This is a genomic window from Vibrio crassostreae (assembly GCF_024347415.1).
Taxonomy (GTDB): Bacteria; Pseudomonadota; Gammaproteobacteria; order Enterobacterales; family Vibrionaceae; genus Vibrio; species Vibrio crassostreae.
Window position 1 is genome coordinate 1012439 of sequence record NZ_AP025477.1, and the last position, 19750, is coordinate 1032188.

The 19750-nt window shown below is 44.4% G+C and carries 22 protein-coding genes; 15 read left to right on the forward strand and 7 right to left on the reverse strand.

The genetic code is table 11. From position 1 onward, the window contains the following. Position 1 precedes the first annotated feature (1 nt). The 6 genes from OC193_RS20305 (at position 2) to OC193_RS20330 (ending at position 4998) form a co-directional block, all read left to right on the forward strand. Positions 2–433, forward strand: coding sequence for a hypothetical protein (locus OC193_RS20305; protein WP_048666304.1), 432 nt, complete (start codon positions 2–4; stop codon positions 431–433). After that, complete coding sequence (locus OC193_RS20310) at positions 372–1472, forward strand: phage portal protein family protein (protein WP_080968101.1); 1101 nt, start codon at positions 372–374, stop codon at positions 1470–1472. Before OC193_RS20305 ends, OC193_RS20310 begins: the two co-directional genes overlap by 62 nt. Beyond that, positions 1460–2797, forward strand: coding sequence for a phage head morphogenesis protein (locus tag OC193_RS20315; protein WP_048666305.1), 1338 nt, complete (start codon positions 1460–1462; stop codon positions 2795–2797). Before OC193_RS20310 ends, OC193_RS20315 begins: the two co-directional genes overlap by 13 nt. Before the next feature lie 90 nt (positions 2798–2887). Further along, complete coding sequence (locus OC193_RS20320) at positions 2888–3472, forward strand: DUF2913 family protein (protein ID WP_048666306.1); 585 nt, start codon at positions 2888–2890, stop codon at positions 3470–3472. 89 nt (positions 3473–3561) lie between these two features. After that, positions 3562–3753, forward strand: coding sequence for a hypothetical protein (locus tag OC193_RS20325; protein WP_048666307.1), 192 nt, complete (start codon positions 3562–3564; stop codon positions 3751–3753). Between the two features lie 189 nt (positions 3754–3942). Further along, complete coding sequence (locus OC193_RS20330; RefSeq protein WP_048666308.1) at positions 3943–4998, forward strand: DNA-methyltransferase; 1056 nt, start codon at positions 3943–3945, stop codon at positions 4996–4998. Positions 4999–5038: 40 nt separating this feature from the next. On the opposite strand, the gene OC193_RS20335 is transcribed toward OC193_RS20330, so the two are convergent. The 3 genes from OC193_RS20335 to OC193_RS20345 form a co-directional block, all read right to left on the reverse strand. Next, positions 5039–5278, reverse strand: coding sequence for a DinI-like family protein (locus tag OC193_RS20335; protein WP_048615445.1), 240 nt, complete (start codon positions 5276–5278; stop codon positions 5039–5041). A 50-nt stretch (positions 5279–5328) separates the two neighbouring features. Beyond that, positions 5329–8037 (reverse strand): phage tail tape measure protein, encoded by a 2709-nt coding sequence (locus tag OC193_RS20340; protein WP_230853859.1) that lies wholly within the window; start codon positions 8035–8037, stop codon positions 5329–5331. Between the two features lie 138 nt (positions 8038–8175). After that, positions 8176–8604, reverse strand: a complete 429-nt coding sequence (locus tag OC193_RS20345) for a hypothetical protein (RefSeq protein ID WP_048666309.1) — start codon at positions 8602–8604, stop codon at positions 8176–8178. Between the two features lie 126 nt (positions 8605–8730). On the opposite strand from OC193_RS20345, the gene OC193_RS20350 reads away from it, so the two are divergent. From OC193_RS20350 to OC193_RS20390, 9 genes are all read left to right on the forward strand, one after another. Continuing rightward, a complete protein-coding gene (locus tag OC193_RS20350; RefSeq protein ID WP_230853860.1) occupies positions 8731–9360 on the forward strand; it encodes a phage tail protein I in 630 nt (209 codons plus the stop codon). Then, complete coding sequence (locus OC193_RS20355; protein ID WP_048666310.1) at positions 9357–10451, forward strand: phage tail-collar fiber domain-containing protein; 1095 nt, start codon at positions 9357–9359, stop codon at positions 10449–10451. The genes OC193_RS20350 and OC193_RS20355 overlap by 4 nt, the downstream gene beginning before the upstream one ends. After that, positions 10448–10867 carry a hypothetical protein gene (locus tag OC193_RS20360; RefSeq protein WP_048666311.1) on the forward strand — a complete coding sequence of 140 codons (420 nt, stop codon included), beginning with the start codon at positions 10448–10450 and terminating at the stop codon, positions 10865–10867. The genes OC193_RS20355 and OC193_RS20360 overlap by 4 nt, the downstream gene beginning before the upstream one ends. Positions 10868–11160: 293 nt before the next feature. Next, positions 11161–11493, forward strand: a complete 333-nt coding sequence (locus OC193_RS20365; RefSeq protein WP_048666312.1) for a hypothetical protein — start codon at positions 11161–11163, stop codon at positions 11491–11493. Between the two features lie 85 nt (positions 11494–11578). Then, positions 11579–12244 (forward strand): hypothetical protein, encoded by a 666-nt coding sequence (locus tag OC193_RS20370; RefSeq protein WP_048662234.1) that lies wholly within the window; start codon positions 11579–11581, stop codon positions 12242–12244. Further along, the gene (locus OC193_RS20375) at positions 12244–13218 is read left to right on the forward strand and encodes an LPP20 family lipoprotein (RefSeq protein WP_048662235.1); all 975 of its coding nucleotides are present in this window, start codon (positions 12244–12246) and stop codon (positions 13216–13218) included. The genes OC193_RS20370 and OC193_RS20375 overlap by 1 nt, the downstream gene beginning before the upstream one ends. 21 nt (positions 13219–13239) lie before the next feature. Beyond that, positions 13240–14463, forward strand: a complete 1224-nt coding sequence (locus OC193_RS20380; protein ID WP_048662236.1) for a murein transglycosylase domain-containing protein — start codon at positions 13240–13242, stop codon at positions 14461–14463. A 9-nt stretch (positions 14464–14472) separates the two neighbouring features. Continuing rightward, positions 14473–14925 (forward strand): hypothetical protein, encoded by a 453-nt coding sequence (locus tag OC193_RS20385; RefSeq protein WP_048662237.1) that lies wholly within the window; start codon positions 14473–14475, stop codon positions 14923–14925. Positions 14926–14934: 9 nt separating this feature from the next. Continuing rightward, positions 14935–15753 carry an ETEC_3214 domain-containing protein gene (locus tag OC193_RS20390; protein ID WP_048662238.1) on the forward strand — a complete coding sequence of 273 codons (819 nt, stop codon included), beginning with the start codon at positions 14935–14937 and terminating at the stop codon, positions 15751–15753. Between the two features lie 200 nt (positions 15754–15953). On the opposite strand, the gene OC193_RS20395 is transcribed toward OC193_RS20390, so the two are convergent. The 4 genes from OC193_RS20395 to OC193_RS20410 all read right to left on the reverse strand — a co-directional run bounded on the left by OC193_RS20395 (position 15954) and on the right by OC193_RS20410 (position 19659). Then, positions 15954–16718, reverse strand: coding sequence for an iron ABC transporter ATP-binding protein (locus OC193_RS20395; protein ID WP_048662239.1), 765 nt, complete (start codon positions 16716–16718; stop codon positions 15954–15956). A gap of 12 nt (positions 16719–16730) precedes the next feature. Beyond that, positions 16731–17681, reverse strand: coding sequence for an iron chelate uptake ABC transporter family permease subunit (locus OC193_RS20400; RefSeq protein ID WP_048662240.1), 951 nt, complete (start codon positions 17679–17681; stop codon positions 16731–16733). Then, the gene (locus tag OC193_RS20405; RefSeq protein ID WP_048662241.1) at positions 17674–18627 is read right to left on the reverse strand and encodes an ABC transporter permease; all 954 of its coding nucleotides are present in this window, start codon (positions 18625–18627) and stop codon (positions 17674–17676) included. The genes OC193_RS20400 and OC193_RS20405 overlap by 8 nt, the downstream gene beginning before the upstream one ends. A 99-nt stretch (positions 18628–18726) precedes the next feature. After that, positions 18727–19659: a siderophore ABC transporter substrate-binding protein gene (locus OC193_RS20410; protein WP_048662242.1), complete on the reverse strand. Its 933-nt coding sequence runs from the start codon at positions 19657–19659 to the stop codon at positions 18727–18729. Between the last annotated feature and the right edge of the window lie 91 nt (positions 19660–19750).

Below are 19750 nucleotides of genomic sequence, written 5' to 3' on the forward strand. Positions count from 1 at the left end.
AATGGCTATTACCCTTACCGAGTTAAGAGCAATGGTCAGCATCCAGGGAGTATCGAGCTCCCTGGATGAGCAAATCTACCACTCCTTAACTTACAACGATGAGAACAACACTCAAACTGCTTGTCAATCAGCCGCGCGTTGGTGCTATGCCTATCTTGGTCAAAAGAATGCCTTGTCTCGCCTTTATAGCGAGGATGACAAAGAAGTGTTGGCTGAAGGCATGACTCAAAGGGCGATTTACGAGTTAGGTGAAATTAGCGAGTTTGATTTTGATGATCGCAAAGACGAAGCGCTCGCATTAATCAACGCCTTGCTTGGTCTTAATCATGGCACTGAAAGCGGTGCTCAATACACAGGAGTTGCGATTGCCCATGATAAAGAATCTCACATTATCGTCCCTTATCGCTCGGCTTCCCACCGACGTTATCGTTAATCACTACCCATTACCAGCAGAGCTCGGCAACGCTCGCTACCAAAGCAGCAACTACTATTTTGGGGCCATTCGCGCCATGCTGCTCGATGAAGAGGTGGCATCAAGCATTGAAATGCGTCATGCCACGGCCATGACGGTGCCCTACGTCATGGAAGGCTCAACCAGTGACATCGAGTTTTACAACGAGGTGATGGCAGACTTTGATTTAGAAATGTTGATGGAACAGATGTTAAGTGCGACGGAATTTGGTTTTATGCCAGTGGAGCTTATCTGGGAGAAATTCGGCTCACAGCTTTGCCTCACCCACTCAGAGCCCAAACGCCCTGAAGACTTCCGTCTATTAAAGGATGGTACCTTAGTGTACGGCGCTGTGGACTACACAGCGAAAACGCCTGTAGCAGGGAAAGTCATTCCCGTGCTGCGCAATGCGACCACTGAGCGTCCATACGGCGAAACTATCTTAGAGTCAGTGTGGCCTATTTGGCAAAGTAAGTGGATCAGCTGGGCCAACATCGAGCGCCTTGGTGAGAAGTACGCGATCCCAACGGCGATTGCTCTGGCTGAAAATGCCAATGGCGGGGATGACGTACAAGCGATTGCCAACTCGTTAGCCCCTGTGATGAACGGAGATGCGGTGGCACTCTCTGGTGTAAAAGAAATCGTCACCCTTGATGCCAACGGTAAGGTGGATGAACTACTTCGAACCATTGAATACATTGATAACAAAATCGCCAAGCGCATCACCGGTCAAACCTTGACGAACGGTAATCAAAAATACGGCTCTCGGTCATTAGGTGAAGTCCATGAAAGAGCGGGCATGCGCGTCTCCAAACGCGATGCTCGCATGGTGCATAAGACACTTAATGATACGCTGCTTAAATGGATTTTCTTAGTCAATGGTCGTGAAGGTAGCCTCAAAATTCGAGTGGATGAGGACGCTTATAAAGAGTTGGTGAACAACATTGTCGACAGCCCCTCTTCCAGTCGTGAATCCACGTATCTTTCAGATGCACCAGGAAAGCATTTATGTCTGCTTTAAAGAGTCTTGATAAAAAAGAGATCGATAACCTCACTAAATTACAGCGCCTCGAAAATGAGGCGCTTTCATTAACCGTCAAAAGCCTTTCAAGCGAACTGGAAGCCGCGTTCAAAGCGTATTCAAACCCAGGCGATATCGATATCACCCAAGTGACAACGCAATACACCAACATCTATGCCGCTTCGATGATGGTGAGCTGGCTGCTGGGCCAAGCGCATATCCATAATGCGATCAATGATGCCAGCGATAAACCTATCGAACTCACTTACGCGCCGATTTATCTTGCCGTGGATGAGGTGCCTTTTCAGGAAGCGATTGATTCACTCAAAGCTATGATACCGACCGATACCAAAGCGTATCGTCAAATGGAAGCGGCGATGAAGCTGCGCGCCTTTACGGTCGCGAACGTCTCCAGTATTGATGCGGTCAATCGCGTCAAAAAACGTTATGAAGACGCATTAGAAAGCGGAGCATCACGCTCTGAAACGTTAGGGAACCTCCGTCAACTTCTTGAGCAAGAAGGACTCTCTCAGGTCAATCCTTATTGGTTAGAGTTGCATTATCGCAACAATATGATGACCGCATATAACTCAGGCCGTTGGACTCAGATTGCCTATAACGACTTGGTGGAGTTTCTGGTTTATTCGTCGGTGCTCGATTCAGGCACCACAGAGCTGTGCAGAAAGCTCGATGGCGTGATTAAGCCCAAAGACGATCCATTTTGGGAAAGCTTTTACCCGCCCAACCACCATAAGTGCCGTGCGACAGTGTCAGTGTTGTCACGCAAGCAATATGAAACACTACCCGCATCGATGCGACAGGCCTCAGCCGAAGTCAGTGGCACAGACTTGGATAAGGATGCGACGACTGGCAAAGAGCATCAGTTTACTAGCTCGCCATTAGTATCAATGAAAACGCTGCCAGCATCGATGATGGAGCGGGCGCAAAAATATGGACTGACCCAAAGCATTCTCAACTACTCTCACGCACAAAGTAAACACGTCTTAAAAGAGCAAGCAGAAGCTGTCGCTAAACAAGGTTTATCTGTGACCACACTCAATAACGCGATAAAGCAATCGCCAGAGCTAGAGCCGTTTCGGGAAATGATACAAGAGAAGTTGATGACCTCTCCTGATGAGGTGTTGTTCGCTTTTGATGAGCTGGGAAGTGGTGAATTTTTACCTAGCGTGCAGTTTGTGCTTGAGTTAGATGATTCACTCAGAGGCGTAGCGTTTGCGAGTGCGTATGGCAATACACGGGTCTACCGAGTAAGCGCTATCGCTCAGCAAGTGCTCTCCAAACAGATGTTTATTGAAGTGCGATAACAACCTTTCATTTTAATTATTTCAATTGCTTGATTTATAGGCAGTATGACCGCATAACAATACATTGTATTCGTCAAATATTTAGTCCTTATGCAAATCAAAAAAGAATTTGATTACTATCAAACATTACACCAAACCATAACGCATGCTTTGCTTCATCTATTGTTCCAAGTATCGGCTAGCTCGCGTTTCGTACCCATTGCAAAGCGTAATGAGATTTTATTGAAATATCTAAAGCCGAAAATGAGTGATAAGGCTTACGCTGCGATTAAAAAAGACATTCGCTTGATGCTTCAAGCGGCTCGAACAAAAGAAGGGAACTTAGAGATGAAGCTCTATCAACTTAATGACCAGGCTAAAAAGACCAAGCTCGCTGGTGCGGAGAAGCTGTACTCACTGCTCGTGCACCTATATGACGAAGAAGGCATTGAGTCGAGGCTTTTTGAGGAAGGAACTGAGGCAGAACCGAGTGTTTTGTATCTGTTAGAAGAACACATTGAACATGGTTTCGACAATATGATACAGATTAGCCCTCTGTCTATGTTAATTCAACATGAGAGAGCGTATGACCTCATTGACAGTATTCATCGACATGGTTTGTTTATCGCAGAAATGAAAGAGTGGAATGCAAAAACGCATCAAGCTCACCTGCTGCTACATCCTGCAGAGCTCTAATTAAATCAAGTTATCACTATAAAGCACTGGCTATTTCCTGCACACCATACTAGTGTCGTGACCACGTTGAATTTACATGGAATTTCAGCATGTTAACGATTAAACCCCAATGTAAGCCGCTAGTCAGTTTGATTATTAAACACTCTAAAGAAGGTCATGTCGACCCTATCTCTGTATCCCAAATGCTACCTGAGCACTCTGTCCATCACGTGGCCTTTGTTATCGAGCAGCTCTCGCAGCTTCCCTATCCAGATTTAACGCAATTAATTCGAAACAATTAACTGTATAAATACACAGTTCCGCGTGATAAGGTTGATAGGTGTTTTGATGCCTTGAGTACCTGAGACCCAAGACCTTTTTGATAAAGGAATTGGAGAGGAAGCAGCAAAACGCCGCCAGCTTTAATTCTTTATTGCTGGCGGCTTTCAATCGCTATTTGTGTTCAAGGCTCTTGCTAACAGGAGATAAGAATGCACCAACACACACTGCACGATGGCCGTGCCACCCTCATCCATGCCGATTGTTTAACCTACCTTAAAACGCTTGAAGACAACTCCGTTGATCTGATTTTAACCGACCCACCATACTTCCAAGTCAAACGTAATGCCTGGGACAATCAGTGGCCAGATGTCGCTTCATTTCTAGCCTGGCTCGATGAAGTGCTTCTTGAGTTCTGGCGAATCCTCAAACCCTCTGGAAGCCTTTATCTGTTCTGTGGTTCAAAGCTGGCCAGTGACACTGAAATTCTCATCAGAAGCCGCTTTGAAGTACTTAACCATATCATTTGGGCCAAACCGTCAGGCCCATGGCGAAGAATGCACAAGCCGGACTTGCGCATGTTCTTTCCGTCCACCGAACGTATTTTATTTGCTGGCCACTATAACGCTGAAGGCTATGTCAAAGGTTGCTCTGGTTACGCTTCTCAATGCAATGAGCTCAAGAAACACGTATTCAAACCTTTGATGGATTACTTCATTAATGCTCGTAAACAACTTGGTGTGACAGCAAAAGAAATCAATGCGGCAACAGGGACACAAATGTGCTCTCATTGGTTTAGTGAAAGCCAATGGAAACTCCCCAACAAAGCGCAATACCAAAAGCTTCAACAGCTTTTCGCAAGTAAAAAGGGAGAATTAACGAAGACGCATGGCGACCTCGTGGAGGAGTATGACGCTTTAAAAAATAACTACCAAAACTTAGTATTGGAATACGATGATCTAAAAGCGCAATACGAACATTTACGTCGACCGTTCTCCGTCACCAGTGAGGTGCCTTATACCGATGTCTGGCAGTTTGCACCGGTGCAATATTATCCTGGTAAGCATCCCTGCGAAAAACCACAAGACTTACTGCAACATATCATCACCGCCAGCAGCCGTGAACATGATGTGGTGCTCGATGCGTTTATGGGCAGTGGCTCTACAGGTAAGGCGTGTTTGAGTTTAAATCGACGTTTTATCGGCATTGAAATGGAAGAGGAAACGTTTGAACAAACGCTGGAGTCGATGAGAAATATTCAATATTAGTCTGTAACTTAAAAAGAAAAGGCGCTTAATTGCGCCTTTGTCATATTGAGTTGTACAGCCACTCGTCCGCTTCATTGAACATCTCTTCCAAAAGCGCATGGGCTTTCTCTTTTTTGGTTTTATCCCTTTCCATGATATCCAGATGATTGTTTTCACCCTTGCGAATACGGACACAAACATCGGGATCGAGTACCGACAAACGCTTTTGAATTTCAGGCTCAATCAAAGAGAATGTCCCTTTGGGTAAACCAGAAGCTTTGACGATCATATCAACGCGCATAATAAACTCTCCTTTTAAGTTTGCTGTATAAAAACACAGTATATTTATTTTTAGTCGAGGTCAACATGATCCATATCTTTCCAAAGATCATCCATCACATCATGCAATGTCTGTTTGAGCTGAGGCGTCATATCACGCAGGGCTGCCACTAAGGTTTGTGCCATCACATCGGCCTCAGAGCTCACCGCTTCAAGTTGAATGACAGGCGCAAAGCTCACTTCAATTGTGGCTGGTGGCTGACCGATGGCGTTTCTGGGTTGCGTTGTCGCAGATTGAACCGTTTGCTCTACTTGAGCGACAGCTTGTTGGTTAACAGGATCATCCTTACCATTGAAAACATCGTATAACCAACCTGCAATCTCATCACCCGCCACAGAGCCAGCAATCGCACCAGGGACAGCACCAAAGCCACCAAACAAACTCCCCGCGAGACCGCCTAGTGTGGTTCCAGCCGTGGCTCCAATACCACGCCAAACTCCTTCTGTCTCGTCCTCAATAGCGCTCATGCCAATAGAGGCCGCATTCAAAGCCGTACCAATGGCGGGGAGCTTCTTGAGGACGCCTTTACCCCCACCTATTACTTTCTCCCCAGCAGACGACCACGAGCTTGCCCCTTTAGCAACCTTGTCTACTGGTTTAGTGGCTGATTGGGTAAAGAGTCCTGTCGATATTGCGCTTAGCGTGCTACCAATAATAGGCAGTTTCTTGAGTACCCCTTTACCGCCATCCATTACCTTTTTCCCCGCTCTCGACCAAAAGCTCGGCCCTTTAGCAGCATTCGTCACAGGCTCAGCCGCAGATTTAGTAAATAAGCCACTAAACATACTGGCAGGTTTGAAGCCGCCTTGAGTGCCCATTGCAGTGCCAAGGATTTTACCAAAGGCTTTCTTACCAAGACGAGCCGCTATTAAACCACCAAAGCCAGCTAAACCGACTGCGCCTGCAAGACCGGCATAACCCAGTCCTGCCTTGTCATTCATTCCACTCGTCGTAGCTTCAGTCGTACTGGATACCACATCGCCAAGACCATTGAATCTATCAATCAGATTAGCGGCACTATTAGAGACGGTATCTGTCATAGAGCCAAACGAGTTCATCGCTTTGTCGATAGAAGTTGATACTCCTTGAGCTGCATCATCAAGAGAATCAACACCGTCAAAGACCTTGGCTCCTTCTTGCAGACCTTGCTGCATTGCGCCTAAGCCTTTGGTACCAATATCTTCAGACAGGATTGTGCCGCCTATGGCTTCAAGGATGGGTTTGACGATGGCAGCATCAGTTTGGTTTGCCCTATTCACTAGAGCTAATAATGCAGCATAGTTGTTACCCGGCGCATTGCCTGTTGCAACGTCACTGCGTACTCGGTAAGCGGCTTCTTTAATGCGATTACGTAGGTCTACGTTATCAATGGCGTCAATCGTACCGGCTTTGTCTTCTTTACCCACAAGCTTGGCAAACTCGTCTTCATCGCTGAAACGAGCCATGAAGGACTCTTTAAATGAATCGCCTACCTTATCTGTGTTCCAAACACCGGCTTGACGGGCGCGAACAATAGAGGCTGCAAATTGGTCAAATGAAATCTTGTCTCCAAGTAGAGGGGAATATTCAGCGAAAGTATCGAGCAAATCCCCATTGGCGTCACCGACCATTGAGCTGGTGGCATAAACTTTGTTTGCTGCCTCCTCAAGGCTGATACCAAAACCTTTAGATATGTTCGCAAGTGCCCGAACGGTTTCGGGTGAGGAATAATCAGGGAAAATCTTTTGTAACTGGATAGTGGCTTTTGTTAATGCCTGAGTATCTTCTTCACCTAAGTTTTGCTGTTTAGCGAGTGCCTGGGCGGCGAAAATGCTCTCTTGGTCTGCACCATACATCCGAATTAAATCAGTACGAAATTGTCGTTGAGAAGTCGATTGCACCTCTTCTAATGAATAGCTACTGCGAGCAGCAAGGAGGCGTTCATTTCGAGACTTATCATTCCCCGCCCAGGCGAAGCCTGCTGATGCCATGGCCCCTCCTGCAATCACCCCCAGCTTTTCAAAGTGTTGTAATTTACCCAGCTCTCGACCTTGCTCTGAAATCTCTTTATTGGTTCGATTGAGTTGGCCTTGCAGCCGTTTCTCTTCTTGGATGATGTCATTGACATCGAGACCCGCCTCTTTTAATGAGTGGCCTAAGCGTGACACTAATCGCTCATGCGCTTTAATCTCATTGGTGCTCTTCTGGTGAGCCTTAGTTAAATCACCAAGCTCACGCTCTGTCGCAGAGATAGAAGAGCGAATACGGTTTTCATCTTGAGTTGTGCTTTTTAGTTTCGATTGATACGCCTGCAATGTGCGCTCAGCTTGTGCAACGGCTCCCGTTTTTTTCTTGAACGTTTTGGTATTGGTGCTGCCAGCGTCACTTAACCCCGCCATATCTGTACGAAGCTTATTGATGGTCGCTTGCAGTTTGGATTCTTCATTGGCCATGATTCGAGATTGCTGTGTCACTTTGGCAAGCTCGGCCTTCAGTTTGGGGAGTTCATTTTTCTTTTTTCCTAGAATTTTTGAGTATTGTTTTTCAGCTTCGGTCAATTGTTCAATGGCTGATTCAGCCTTTTTAAAGGCATCAACATCCGCGGTGGTTTTTTGCAGCTGCTTAAACTCTCGCTCCAGCTTATTCGATTCTTTTTCAATCTTTTTCGACTGCTGAGTAAACGCATCTTTCACCCCAACAATGAGCTCTAACGCGTAACCACTGTCCTTATTTATTGCCATGATTAAAGACCTCTATGAGATACGTATATTGCGCCCAGTCGGCCTTGAGTAATTCACCAACGGAGACAAGACCGATTTTCTTGTGGGTGAGCAGTCGAAAAGAGTGATCAAAAATATTCTGTTTGATTCGTGCGAGGTTTAGCTCTTTCCCATTAGGTGAGCCAAGTTGATGTGCTCTTCATAGGGCAGGTTAATCAGCATATCGACAGGAATCACCACTTCGCCTTTCATACCCAAGTTCGTGAGCTTGCCATGCTCATCTCGCTTCTCTTCAATGCGTTCACCAAACACTAAAATGCTCGAGGCGATATGCGCGGTGATGGCATCGTTAGATTCAAAACCGTATTGCTCTTTGGTGAAACGCACCGCTTCAATTCGGTCCTTAACCAGCGCTTTGCGCACTCGCTTAGCACAGTTGAGTTCCATCCCACCAAATTGAACTGGAGTGTTCAACATGCAGATATCAAACTCCATCATTGCACGGGCAATATCTTCCAAAGTGAAGCTTCGAACTTCTGATGCTAATTCGGTTTCAACGGTGTTTTTAGTTTGATTTTCAGTGCTCATAGCTTGTCTCGTTGTGAGTAATTTAGAGCCTGCATTGTGTCTTTATATATAGCATCCATCTGCCGAACGGAAATTATGTGGTCAGGTTTGAATATCCTAGAACTACTGGATAAACGAGACGAAATAATGCTTCCCAAAATCTTAAAGCAAGACGTTCGGCTTCGAACGCTGAGTTTCCTGACAACGGAAGAGATGGACGAGCTTCGCTTAGCCATTCATGGTCTTCAGGTTCTCGATATTGATAACGTCCACGAATCTTACTTACCCTGGCTTTCTTGGTGGTTTCGTGTCGATACCTGGGATGACGCTTGGACGGTCGCGAAAAAGCGTGAAGTCGTCAAAGAAGGCTTAGTGCTTTATCGATACAAAGGCACTGTCTGGGCTGTAAAACGAGCGTTGGACCTAACAGGTTTCAACCCAACGCTGACCGTTTGGCATCAAATGAATCCACCAGGTGCTAAAGGCACCTTTTTGGTTGAAGTTATTCAAGACAAAGGTGGGTTGACTCAAAAAGACTATGAGAACGTCGTCACGCTTGTTGAGAGCAACAAACAAGGCTCTCAACATTGGCAAATGACGATAAAGAACAAGCCATCGACAGGAGGGATATTCAGCGTTTCGATTTCAAAAGGACGCAAACGAATTACCTCTAAAAATTTCCCAACCAATCCAACGTTAATTGGCGGACTATATTCAGCGGTCACCCTAAAGAGTCGACATCGCATGACTATCCGAAATAAGAGTAATGAAATATGAGTTTAGGATTTGCACAAGAGCATACGGCGGTGCTTACCGATAAGGGTAAAGAGCTGCTGGAAGCGGCCTACCAAAGTGGGCAAAAGTTATTAATTGACCAAATGTCTCTAGGCGATGCGAATGGCTCAAGTGTCACGCCAACACCGGACGTCACACACTTAGTGAATGAGTTCGGTCGACAAGATATTAATGAGGGCAACACGCAAGAGCACTGGTTCAATGCCATTGTCTATGTTGACGCGTCACGCTTTGCTGGGCACTTTATCAATGAGTTTGGGCTGCATGATTCTGATGGTAATCTCATCGTTTATAGCTCGTACCCCTCAACACTCATTCCTTCTGTTGATAATCAATACGTTCAAATCGAAATTGAGTGCTCAATGGATTTGTACCAAGCCTCGGCGGTGACCATCAACATAACACCAATTATCCCTCATGCTACCGAGTTAGAGTCGGGTATTGCGCGTATTGCCACCAATGCTCAAGTTGACGATGGAACCGATGACTCAGCATTCGTGACCGTCAAGAAGCTGCTACGCAGAACCGCAACAACCTTGCGCTCAGGCGTCGTGCAATTATCTAACTCCTACCAAGGTCAGAGTGAATCAAAAGCGGTGACAGAAAAAGCGCTCAAAGAAGGCTTAGGGTCAGTTTATAGTCCAGATAACTTGCCACCATTAATCCTGAAAATGACTCGCTTGTACCCTGATGACCTGACGATGTCACTTTTGCCGATTGGACAAATGCCAAGGCCAGAATGGGTTATGCCAGCTTCCGCATCAAAAGTGAAGTTCATTAATATTCAAACCAAAGTGACAACGAGTGAGCCAATCAACTTATATCTCAAAATCTATTGCCATGATAGTGAAAGTGGAGGGTCGAGATATCCAAGCGCACATACCCATGTTTATTTTTCGGTGCCAAGCTTTACAACCGTATACGGTGTATATAACAATTTCATCGTCCCAATCACTCTAGCTGACGGGGGAACGCCGAAGCGATTAAGCTTTGCCACAGGTAATTATGGGCCTAATTCGAATGTCGTATCGAAGTTCGAGGTAACTATTGATGCGGTATGGGAGAGCGAATGATGAGCACAGTAACTGTAAATACCGATGAGAAAGGCGTTGTTATTGCTATTGGTCATGTAACCCATTGCAACATCGCCCATAAGCACTCAGTTAATGCCAGTGAATTGCCTGACGATATTAGAGAGCATTTAGGGGTCTATCATTATATTGACGGCGTGTTTGAAAAAGTCACCATCATCAATGAGGCAGAAGAGCGATACTGGCAGCAAACTGAACTTGCTCGTGTCAATGCAGCAATAGCCGAGTATCAAGCTGATATAACGATAGACGAGCGATATTCAGAACTTAGAGCTGGGACTTATACAGAAGAAGACTACTTTAAATTGCTTGGTGATAGAAAGTTGCTAATTGAATATGTTCAACAGGCTGATTTTCCCGAATGTGGACGTCCTAAGTTATCTGCTTCAGTGCGTTGATTGAATAATGACATATGCACAAAAATGAATCGAAACATCACCTCAAATCAGGGCGTAACTCTGCGCCTTTATAGATTTTGTTATGCACTAACATTAAATAATTCACGACAAAAATCACCTCGCTCGTTTCGCTATATCCCGCTTTATTTCGGGTAGTTTCGGGTCAATTAACGTTTTAAGTTAAAAATACATGGTGTTTTAAGTTCCGCTCGGCGCTGTCAGATGATGAGTTCTTCAAACTCGATAACCTCTACAAAACACTGTCTAGCAGTAAAGCAGGCAAGATAGTCGTTATGGTAGACAGTTGTTTCAGTGGAGCGACTGATGGTGTATCGGTCATCAAAGGGGTTGCCGCCTCCAGACTGGCACCGAAAAAAGTCAGTATTGATCCTGAGCGTATGGTCGTGATCACTGCGGGACGCGATAAAGAGTATTCCAATATGTACCAAGAAAAAGGTCATCGCCTGTTTAGTTACTACCTCATGAAGTCAATGATCGAGGGAAACAAGGATGTGAATACGCTTTATCAAGATGTTTACGACAAAGTGAAATCTGCCTCTTTTGAGATGGGGGATTTAAAACGTCAACATCCAACAATTACCGGTAACCAGACTATGTCCCTTTAAGAGCATGTCTCTTTAAAAACGTTTCTACTTTTAAAAACTATTTCAATTTACAGCATATTTGAAACATTGATTAAGGCTTATATCCATGTTTAAGAAAACACTTTTAGCAAAATCCGCTCTTCTAATCTCATCAACAGCCTTCGCTGCGGATGTAGAAAACTCCAATCTAGATATCGCGTTTCAGGGAGCTCACTTCCAAGGTGCTGGTAATCAAGTAACGATGTTGCGAGTACCAGTAACCAACAAAGACACCGGGCAAACTCAATTCTTTGATATGAGTGCAGAATTCTCAGCAGACAAAAATGGCAACCTAATCTTCCAAAATATGAGCTCAGTAAAATCTATAGCTTTTGCAAGCGCTAACCAGTTGCTCTCAGGACACTACTTAGATGGAAAAAACTGTAGTTGGTTTGTTGATGGCCCTTCAGTAGGAGCAAATGGCCGTTCAGTCTGGTCGTTTTTTATGCCCGGCAATAATATAGGATGTAAGAACAATAATGATTATGCAGGGACTGTAATGAGCGGCCCAGTGCAAGGTAACGAGTTAATCAAAACCATGTCACCATATAAAACTTTATCCAAAGCTTCCGATCATAACCTAAATTATGGTGTTTATGACGGAGACTATGTTGTTTCAGCAAGCCAATCTGGCTCACTTATTTCTTTTGTTGCTCATTCACATTCAGATGCTCGTGTAAGATTTAGTTGGACAGTAAAACAAGCACCTTATCCAGGAAAAAAAGAAGACTAATGAAAATAATAGCGCTAATCATCTCCCTGTCGAGTGCTTGTGCTTTCGCTTCCCCGTCTTGGTATGGGGAAGTGCCATTAGACTTAACCTTGAGCTATGGGTTCGGTAAAGGCAACACTTACCGACAAGCCAAAGACGCAGCTTATCATGATCTGGCTAAAGGTATTGAAAACCAAATTGTCAGTAAGACCACTAGTACTAAAACCTTCGAAAATGGTGAGTTGAAAAAATCTGCGGCTTCTCATAAAGAGTCCATATCCAATGTGGTTTTCCGAAACAACGTCACCATTATCAACAGTGAAAAATCGCAAAACCAGTTTTATGTTCAAGTTCAATATGACCCCGAGTCATTTGCACAAAAGCTCTCTGCTTGGTTAAAGAAATCACAATGTCACCGTGAATTACACCCATACTGGTCAACAACGACCATGCTAAAAAACTGGGTGGAACAACACCAATGTCTGCCGGATATAGATATCGAGCGGTTTGCTGGGGGCTGGATGCTTTCCAACAGTAGTGGCCAGTTAATACTACCGGAAGCAAAGTATAACCACCTATTTTTCAACTATTCAGATGAAAATATAAATATTCACTCATCCAAGCGACGACTCAATGCTGGCGACCATTACTTTATTCAACTCAACTCAAACCAAGCGGGTTATCTCTCTTTGTTTCAAGTTTATGAAGATGGTAGTACAGGCGTGTTAGTTGAAAACCATCAAGTCACAGATGGCGACTCTATCGAGTTTCCAGATAGAAATCAGTATGACGGAATCGAAGCGCTGCTCAACAACGGACAAGAGACATACGATACCAATATCGCATTGCTCTGCCCTACAAAAATAGACACCTCTCGATTTGAGCGATTGGATGAATCGCGTTTATCAACAGACACTCCAGGGTTTGGGTTGATCCTGAACTATTTCGAGCACTGTGATTTTGTCATGGAACGACTCTCGATAGAGAAAGGTTAACCCCTCGGTCAAGGAACAGATATGAAGAAAATAATTTGCCAGCTATCCCCTTTAGCGATACTTATCTCTAGTGGATGGGCGTCTGCAGATACGCTGCAGCAAGCGTGTGAACTTTCAATTACCGAACAAAGTTGCCCTAGCGTCGAACATTTTGTCAATCAACCTTTTGAAGCGAAAGATGAGTTTGAAAAATACAAACTCTGCAGTGAAGCCCAATTTGATCTTTACAAAGTACAAAAGAACTGCGAATTCGATCAATATGTGGCACAAGCTCAACAAGAGTTTGATAAGTTTAAAACCAAAGTTTCAGAATCTTGGGATAATCCTACCTTTAGCGACCAATTTAAGTGGGTCAGCTACAGCCCCTCTCTACAAATAAAGCGTGAAGTTAACTTCGAGAAAAATACGATTCAAGTCACCACTATTACAGGTGAAACAACCTCAATAGAAGAACTCAAAGAAGAGATCGTGCGTACATCTCAGCTGACCATTGGCGAAGCCCAACAAGCCGATGCTTATACCTCTGAACTGATTGAAGCAACAAATGTTGAGAAACTCAGTGATAAGACATTCTTACCCGTTTCCGAAACACCAAAGGTTCAGGCTCAAGAGTTAGACAAAGCTCTTGAAAATGTGGCCGTGACCAAAGCCAAAGACAGTAAAGGCAATACCGTTCTCAAAGCCGTTATTTCTTTTCCGCCAAGTTGGCTTAATCGTAAAGAACAACGCTTTTTTGATACCGTTGAAGTTTACGCAGAAAAATACAAACTTGAGCCTGAATTTATACTGTCTATCATCAAAACAGAAAGCGCTTTCGATCCTACAGCAACCTCACATGTTCCTGCCTTTGGCCTGATGCAAATTGTCCCAAGTTCCGCAGGACTAGATGCGACAAACTTCCTATTTGGTGAACAACAGTTACTGAATAAAGAATACTTATTCGACCCCGAAAAAAATATTGAGGTCGGTACCGCTTATTTGCACTTACTGCGATCTCGCTACTTCAAAGGCGTTACCAATGAAGAGAGCTTAAAGTACTGCATAACAGCGGCTTACAACGGAGGCATGGGGCCAATCTATCATATTTTCGGTGGCAAACGCTCAGTTGCAATCAAGAATATTAACCAGCTTCAACCACAACAAGTATTCCAAACTATCCAACAAAAGCATTCTGCTGCGGAAACTCGTAACTACTTGAAAAAAGTAAGTAAAGCAGAAGTTAATTACGAAAAGAATATGATTTAAGGATAAAACATGAAAAAGACTCTAATTATCGCTGCAATTACTACATTGTCATTTCAAGCAGCCGCTAACTCCGAATTTCCTAGCTGGCGCATGAACCCACAATCTGATTTGCCTGAAGGCTTAATCGCGGGTGTTGCTTGCGTTGAAAGTATGGGAGATATGACGCTTGATATGGACATCGCTTCAATGGAGGCGAGAGCATCACTAGCTGCGTCTCTCGAAGCCATGGTGCAAAAAGAGCTCGATACAAATCGAACCTCGGAGAAAAAGAAGATTGTAACGGCCGATCGTAAAGACAATGTTGTAACTACAACCGTAACCGCTAAATCGACCACAAAACAACTAACCAACCAGCTAATGAAGTTTACCTGGGTAACAGAAAGCGTTTCTGTAGAAAAAGATGTCGAAGAATATTTATGTACCCGTGTGGTTGCACGAGCACCTCAAGTTGTTGTTGAATAAGGTTTTATCATGTCAGAACAAGCTCTACCTTCATCTGTTGATAAAGCAGCACTAGAAGAAGACATGTCTTTAACTCAACAAGCTTCCAATGAAGATCAAAAAGATTTTCTTGAAATAATGAGAGAGAAGACACCAAACTCTATCCTTGCCATCATTGCGCTGATCATCGCAGGTGGTCAGTTCAACGATGCTATTGATATGGGAAGCAAAGGTTGGGATCTCCTAATTTCTAACTTTTCAGATGCTCCATCTAACGAGCGTCTTTCTAAAGTCTATATTCGTGCTTCCAGTGGCATTTTAGAAGAGACATTTGGCTCTCCGGTTTATACCAAGATGTCGAATGGTGAGGTACAGGTAAAGTACTACAAAGACAGTAAGTTTGTTCTTTCTGCAATAACATCCAACGACACAATAGATGCTTTTCTCATTTTCCCTAAACCGGGGTTTGTCGCTGATGTGAACTACCACGCAGGCAGCGCCACTTATTTGGAAACCAACTTCGTTAACTCGACAACAGAACATGCTGCCATATCCAATATTGCGCGTTCAGGGAATTATTACATTGAAGAAGCAGAAGGTGGTCGCTATGAACTGTTATACAGCTCTGTCGGTGGTTACAGCGAATACCTATCCCCTCTCTCTGCGCAACAACTCAAGTTACTCGCTGATTTTAATGACAAATTGATGATGGAAGAGAATACAAAAGATTCTCTAACTAAACTACGTAGTGAAATCAAGCCAAACTTTTATGGGTATACGACGGTCGATTTAGAATCACTCGCCCCTGCAATTCTTACCAAGCTTGAATATGAGCTAATAACTGATTAACAGCACACTTAATTCATAATTTGTAGTCAGTTATACGTACATCTGACTCCGCAGACTCTATGTACATAGATCAACTCATTGAGTTTTCTAAAACTAAACAAACCTACAAAGCGCCTACAACGAGAAACGAAAAGAGCTCCTCATAGGGGAGCTCTTTTATTGAACAGTTAGAAAACAAACAGCTTTGATTATTCAGTAGCCTAACGACCTGAGTAATACATACAGATTCGAACGCCATCGAACTCGCGAATCTCAAATGGGATCTCGTAGATAGACTCCATCACTGACTTTTCAACCACTTCAGAGACCTTACCCGACTTAACCACTTGGCCTTTTTTCATCGCGACGATGTTATCTGAGTAGCATGAAGCAAAGTTGATGTCGTGAATTACAATAACGACCGCTTTGTTAAGCTCATGCGCTAAACGACGCAGCGTCTGCATGATTTCGACAGAGTGCTTAATATCTAGGTTGTTCAGTGGCTCATCTAAGAACACATAGTCCGTATCTTGCGCCACAACCATTGCGATGAACGCCATTTGACGCTGACCGCCACTCAACTCATCAAGGTATTTGTTTTGAATATCAGTAATGCCAAGGTGCTCGAGCGCAGTGTCGACAATCTTATGATCTTCGTCTTTCAAACGACCTTGTGAATGTGGAAAACGACCAAAACAAACCAATTCGCGAATCGTAAATCGCATATTGATGTTGTTTGACTGTCTTAACACGGCAAGGTGCTTCGCTAGCTCTTTGGTATCCCATTCAGCCAGTAGCCTGTCGCCAATAATTACTTCACCGGCATCACTTTCTGTTAAGCGACTCGCCATTGAAAGCAGTGTACTTTTACCCGCACCATTTGGGCCAATAATAGAAGTCACCTCCCCTTTCGGGAACATAGCGCTGGCATCATCCACCACGAGTGATTTGCCATACTTCTTACTTAAACCTGTTAATTTAATCACTACTTACTACCTTTACTGAATTCTGGTGCGTAACAACAAGAACATAAAATACAAACCGCCGACCAAGTTAATGATCACACTCACAGTGGTTTCAAACGCCATTACTTTTTCGATAAACCATTGGCCTGAAACCAATAGAACGACCGCTAACAAACTGCTCGCGATGATAAGCACGCGATGTTGATAAGATTTGAATATCTGACGCGCTAAACTGACAGTGATTAAACCAAAGAACAGCACAGGGCCAACCAAAGCCGTCGATACCGCGACCATCACTGACACAATCACCAAGGTAATTTGAGTCAGTCGCTTGGTGTTCACGCCCAAGCTTGTTGCGTTATCGACACCAAGCCAAAGCACATCAAGCTTAGGCGCTAACAACCACAGGCCAAGCAAGCTCAAACCCAATGGAATAAGGCTGAGGTAAACCAATTCACCTTTCACGTTGTTGAAGCTCGCGAACATCACATTTTGCAGCACGGCAAACTCGTTCGGATCAATCAACATCGCTAAGAAGTTCGCTAAGCTTGAGAATACGCTGCCGCACACAATACCAATCAACAACAGTGTAAATACGTTGTTTCGCTTACTCTTGAAGTAAAAATGGAACAGCGCAAACGAGAACAAGATCATCACAGTCACAGACAATGAAAAGTTCGCGATTGAATCAATTACCCAAAAGCTAGTGCCACCAAACACAAACAGAAGCACCGTTTGAACCAGCATGTACAAACTGTCAAAACCCAAAATTGAAGGGGTTAGAATTCGATTATTGGTGATGGTTTGAAAAACCAATGACGATGCAGAAATCGCCACCGCCGCCAACACAATCGACAGCAGTTTTGGTAGTCGTAGAGACAAGAAGAACTCGTAGTTATCCCACGTAAGTCCTTGCCCCACAAATACTGCTGCCATCCCCAAAGACGCGATAGCCAGAATCGCAATTTTTACTGAATCACGCATTCGACTTGTCTCTCATGATTAGGTAGATAAAAATCAAGCCGCCAAAGACACTGATTACCATCGAGATTGGAATCTCATAAGGGAAGATAATGACTCTCGCTAATAAGTCGCAGGCCAATACCAAGATCACGCCCCAGTAGGCAGTCCAAGGCAGAATTTTCTTCATGTTATCGCCCATCATCAACGACACGATATTCGGCACGATAAGGCCAAGGAATGGGATAACACCGACTATCATCACCACAGAAGAAGCACAGATAGCGACCAACGCAACACCAATGAAAACGATCTTCTGGTAATTCAAGCCGATGTTTTTCGCGAAGCTCTCACCGATGCTCGCCGCACTGAACTGGCTCGCGAAGTAATAAGCCAGCACACAAGCAGGAACCGCGAGGTAAAGGGTTTCATAGCTGCCTTGCAAGACACTCGCAAAGTTCGCCATCGTCCATGCTGACATGGTTTGTACTAAGTCGTACTTGTAAGCAATAAAGGTTGTCAGGGACGAAACAACGTTTCCATACATGATGCCAATCAAAGGTACCAGCACCGCATTCTTGAACTTGAGGTGCTGTAGGAAGCGAACCAATAGCATGGTGCCAAACACTGCAAATGCGAAGATAAAGCCCAAGTAGCTCCATTGCGCTGCATTGCCTAGCACTAGAATGCCGACTATGTATCCCAACATCGCACAGTCAATCGTGCCCATCGTCGAAGGCGCGGCAAACTTGTTCTGTACGATTTGCTGCATGATCAAACCTGCGACACTCAAGCCCGCACCAGCAAGCACAATCGCAAGTAGCCGTGGGATTCGACTAACAACATAAATAGAGTTGGCGTGTTGGTTGCCATCGAAGAACTCGCTAAAGCTAATCTCAGCGACTCCAATCATCAACGACGTAACGCATAACACAACAAGAAATACAGCAGCGGCAATGGGTTTCAACATAGAAATAATACTAAAGGTAGGGCTCTTTGAGTCCGTATGAAAAGTGAAAAAGGGCTTATAAGAACGTTCTTATAAGCCCGAAAATCTGATGATTGGTGACTATTGAATCGTGCGTTCAATATCACCCAACATTCTGTGAATCGCTGTCACGCCACCACCCGCCAAATACCAAGCACTTGAATCAAGGTAAACGATGTTGCCTTGCTGCGCTGCAGGTGTCGCCGCAACTAATGGGTTATCAAACAGCTGTTGTGCGCGACCTTCTGACTTACCAATCGCTTTTTCACGGTCGAGAACATAAAGTACTTCAGGTTTTGCATCGGCAATGTATTCGAACGAGATTAAGTTACCGTGTGTACCTTTAATTGGAGCCACTGTCGCACTCTTTGATTCAACGTATCCGAAGTCATCAAAGATGATTGAGAAGCGACTACCTTTGTTGAACATCGCAATGTTATTGCCGTTGTTCATCAGCATCATCGCAGTGGTTTCGCCAGAGGTTACTTTATCGTTTACCGCTGCAATAGAATCCTGAGTCTCTGTGATGATTGCTTCAACTTCATTTTGTTTATCAAACAGTTGACCTAGTGCACGCCAGTTTTCTTGAGCGTCAACCCAGTACTTATCGCCCTCAATAGAGAACATGATCGTCGGAGCAATTTGTGCCAACTTGTCGTAGACCTTTAGCATGCGGTTTTCAGCAATGATAACGTCAGGCTTCAACATGTAGATAGCTTCAAAATCAGGTTCGCTCAACGAGCCAGTGTTTGCTGTCGTTGCTTTGTAAGACTCTAGGTACTCAGGCATAAGGCTATGAGGTGCGCCGACTGGCTTGACACCAATTTTATCTAGCACATCCAAGCTACCAAAACCAAGAACCACTACTCGTTGCGGCACTTCATCAAACTGCGCTGCGCCCTTCACGTGTTCAATAGTCACGGTTTCCGCTTGAGCGGTCATCATGAATGATGATGCAAGAACGATGGCAAGCCCGCTCAATAACTGGCGAACTGAATTGATTGTTTTCTTCATGTTTCTTCCTTTGCCATTGAGACAAACCACCACTCATGACAATGAAAATCAGATGACTCATAGGTGAGCATGGGGCCTACACAACGGCTAA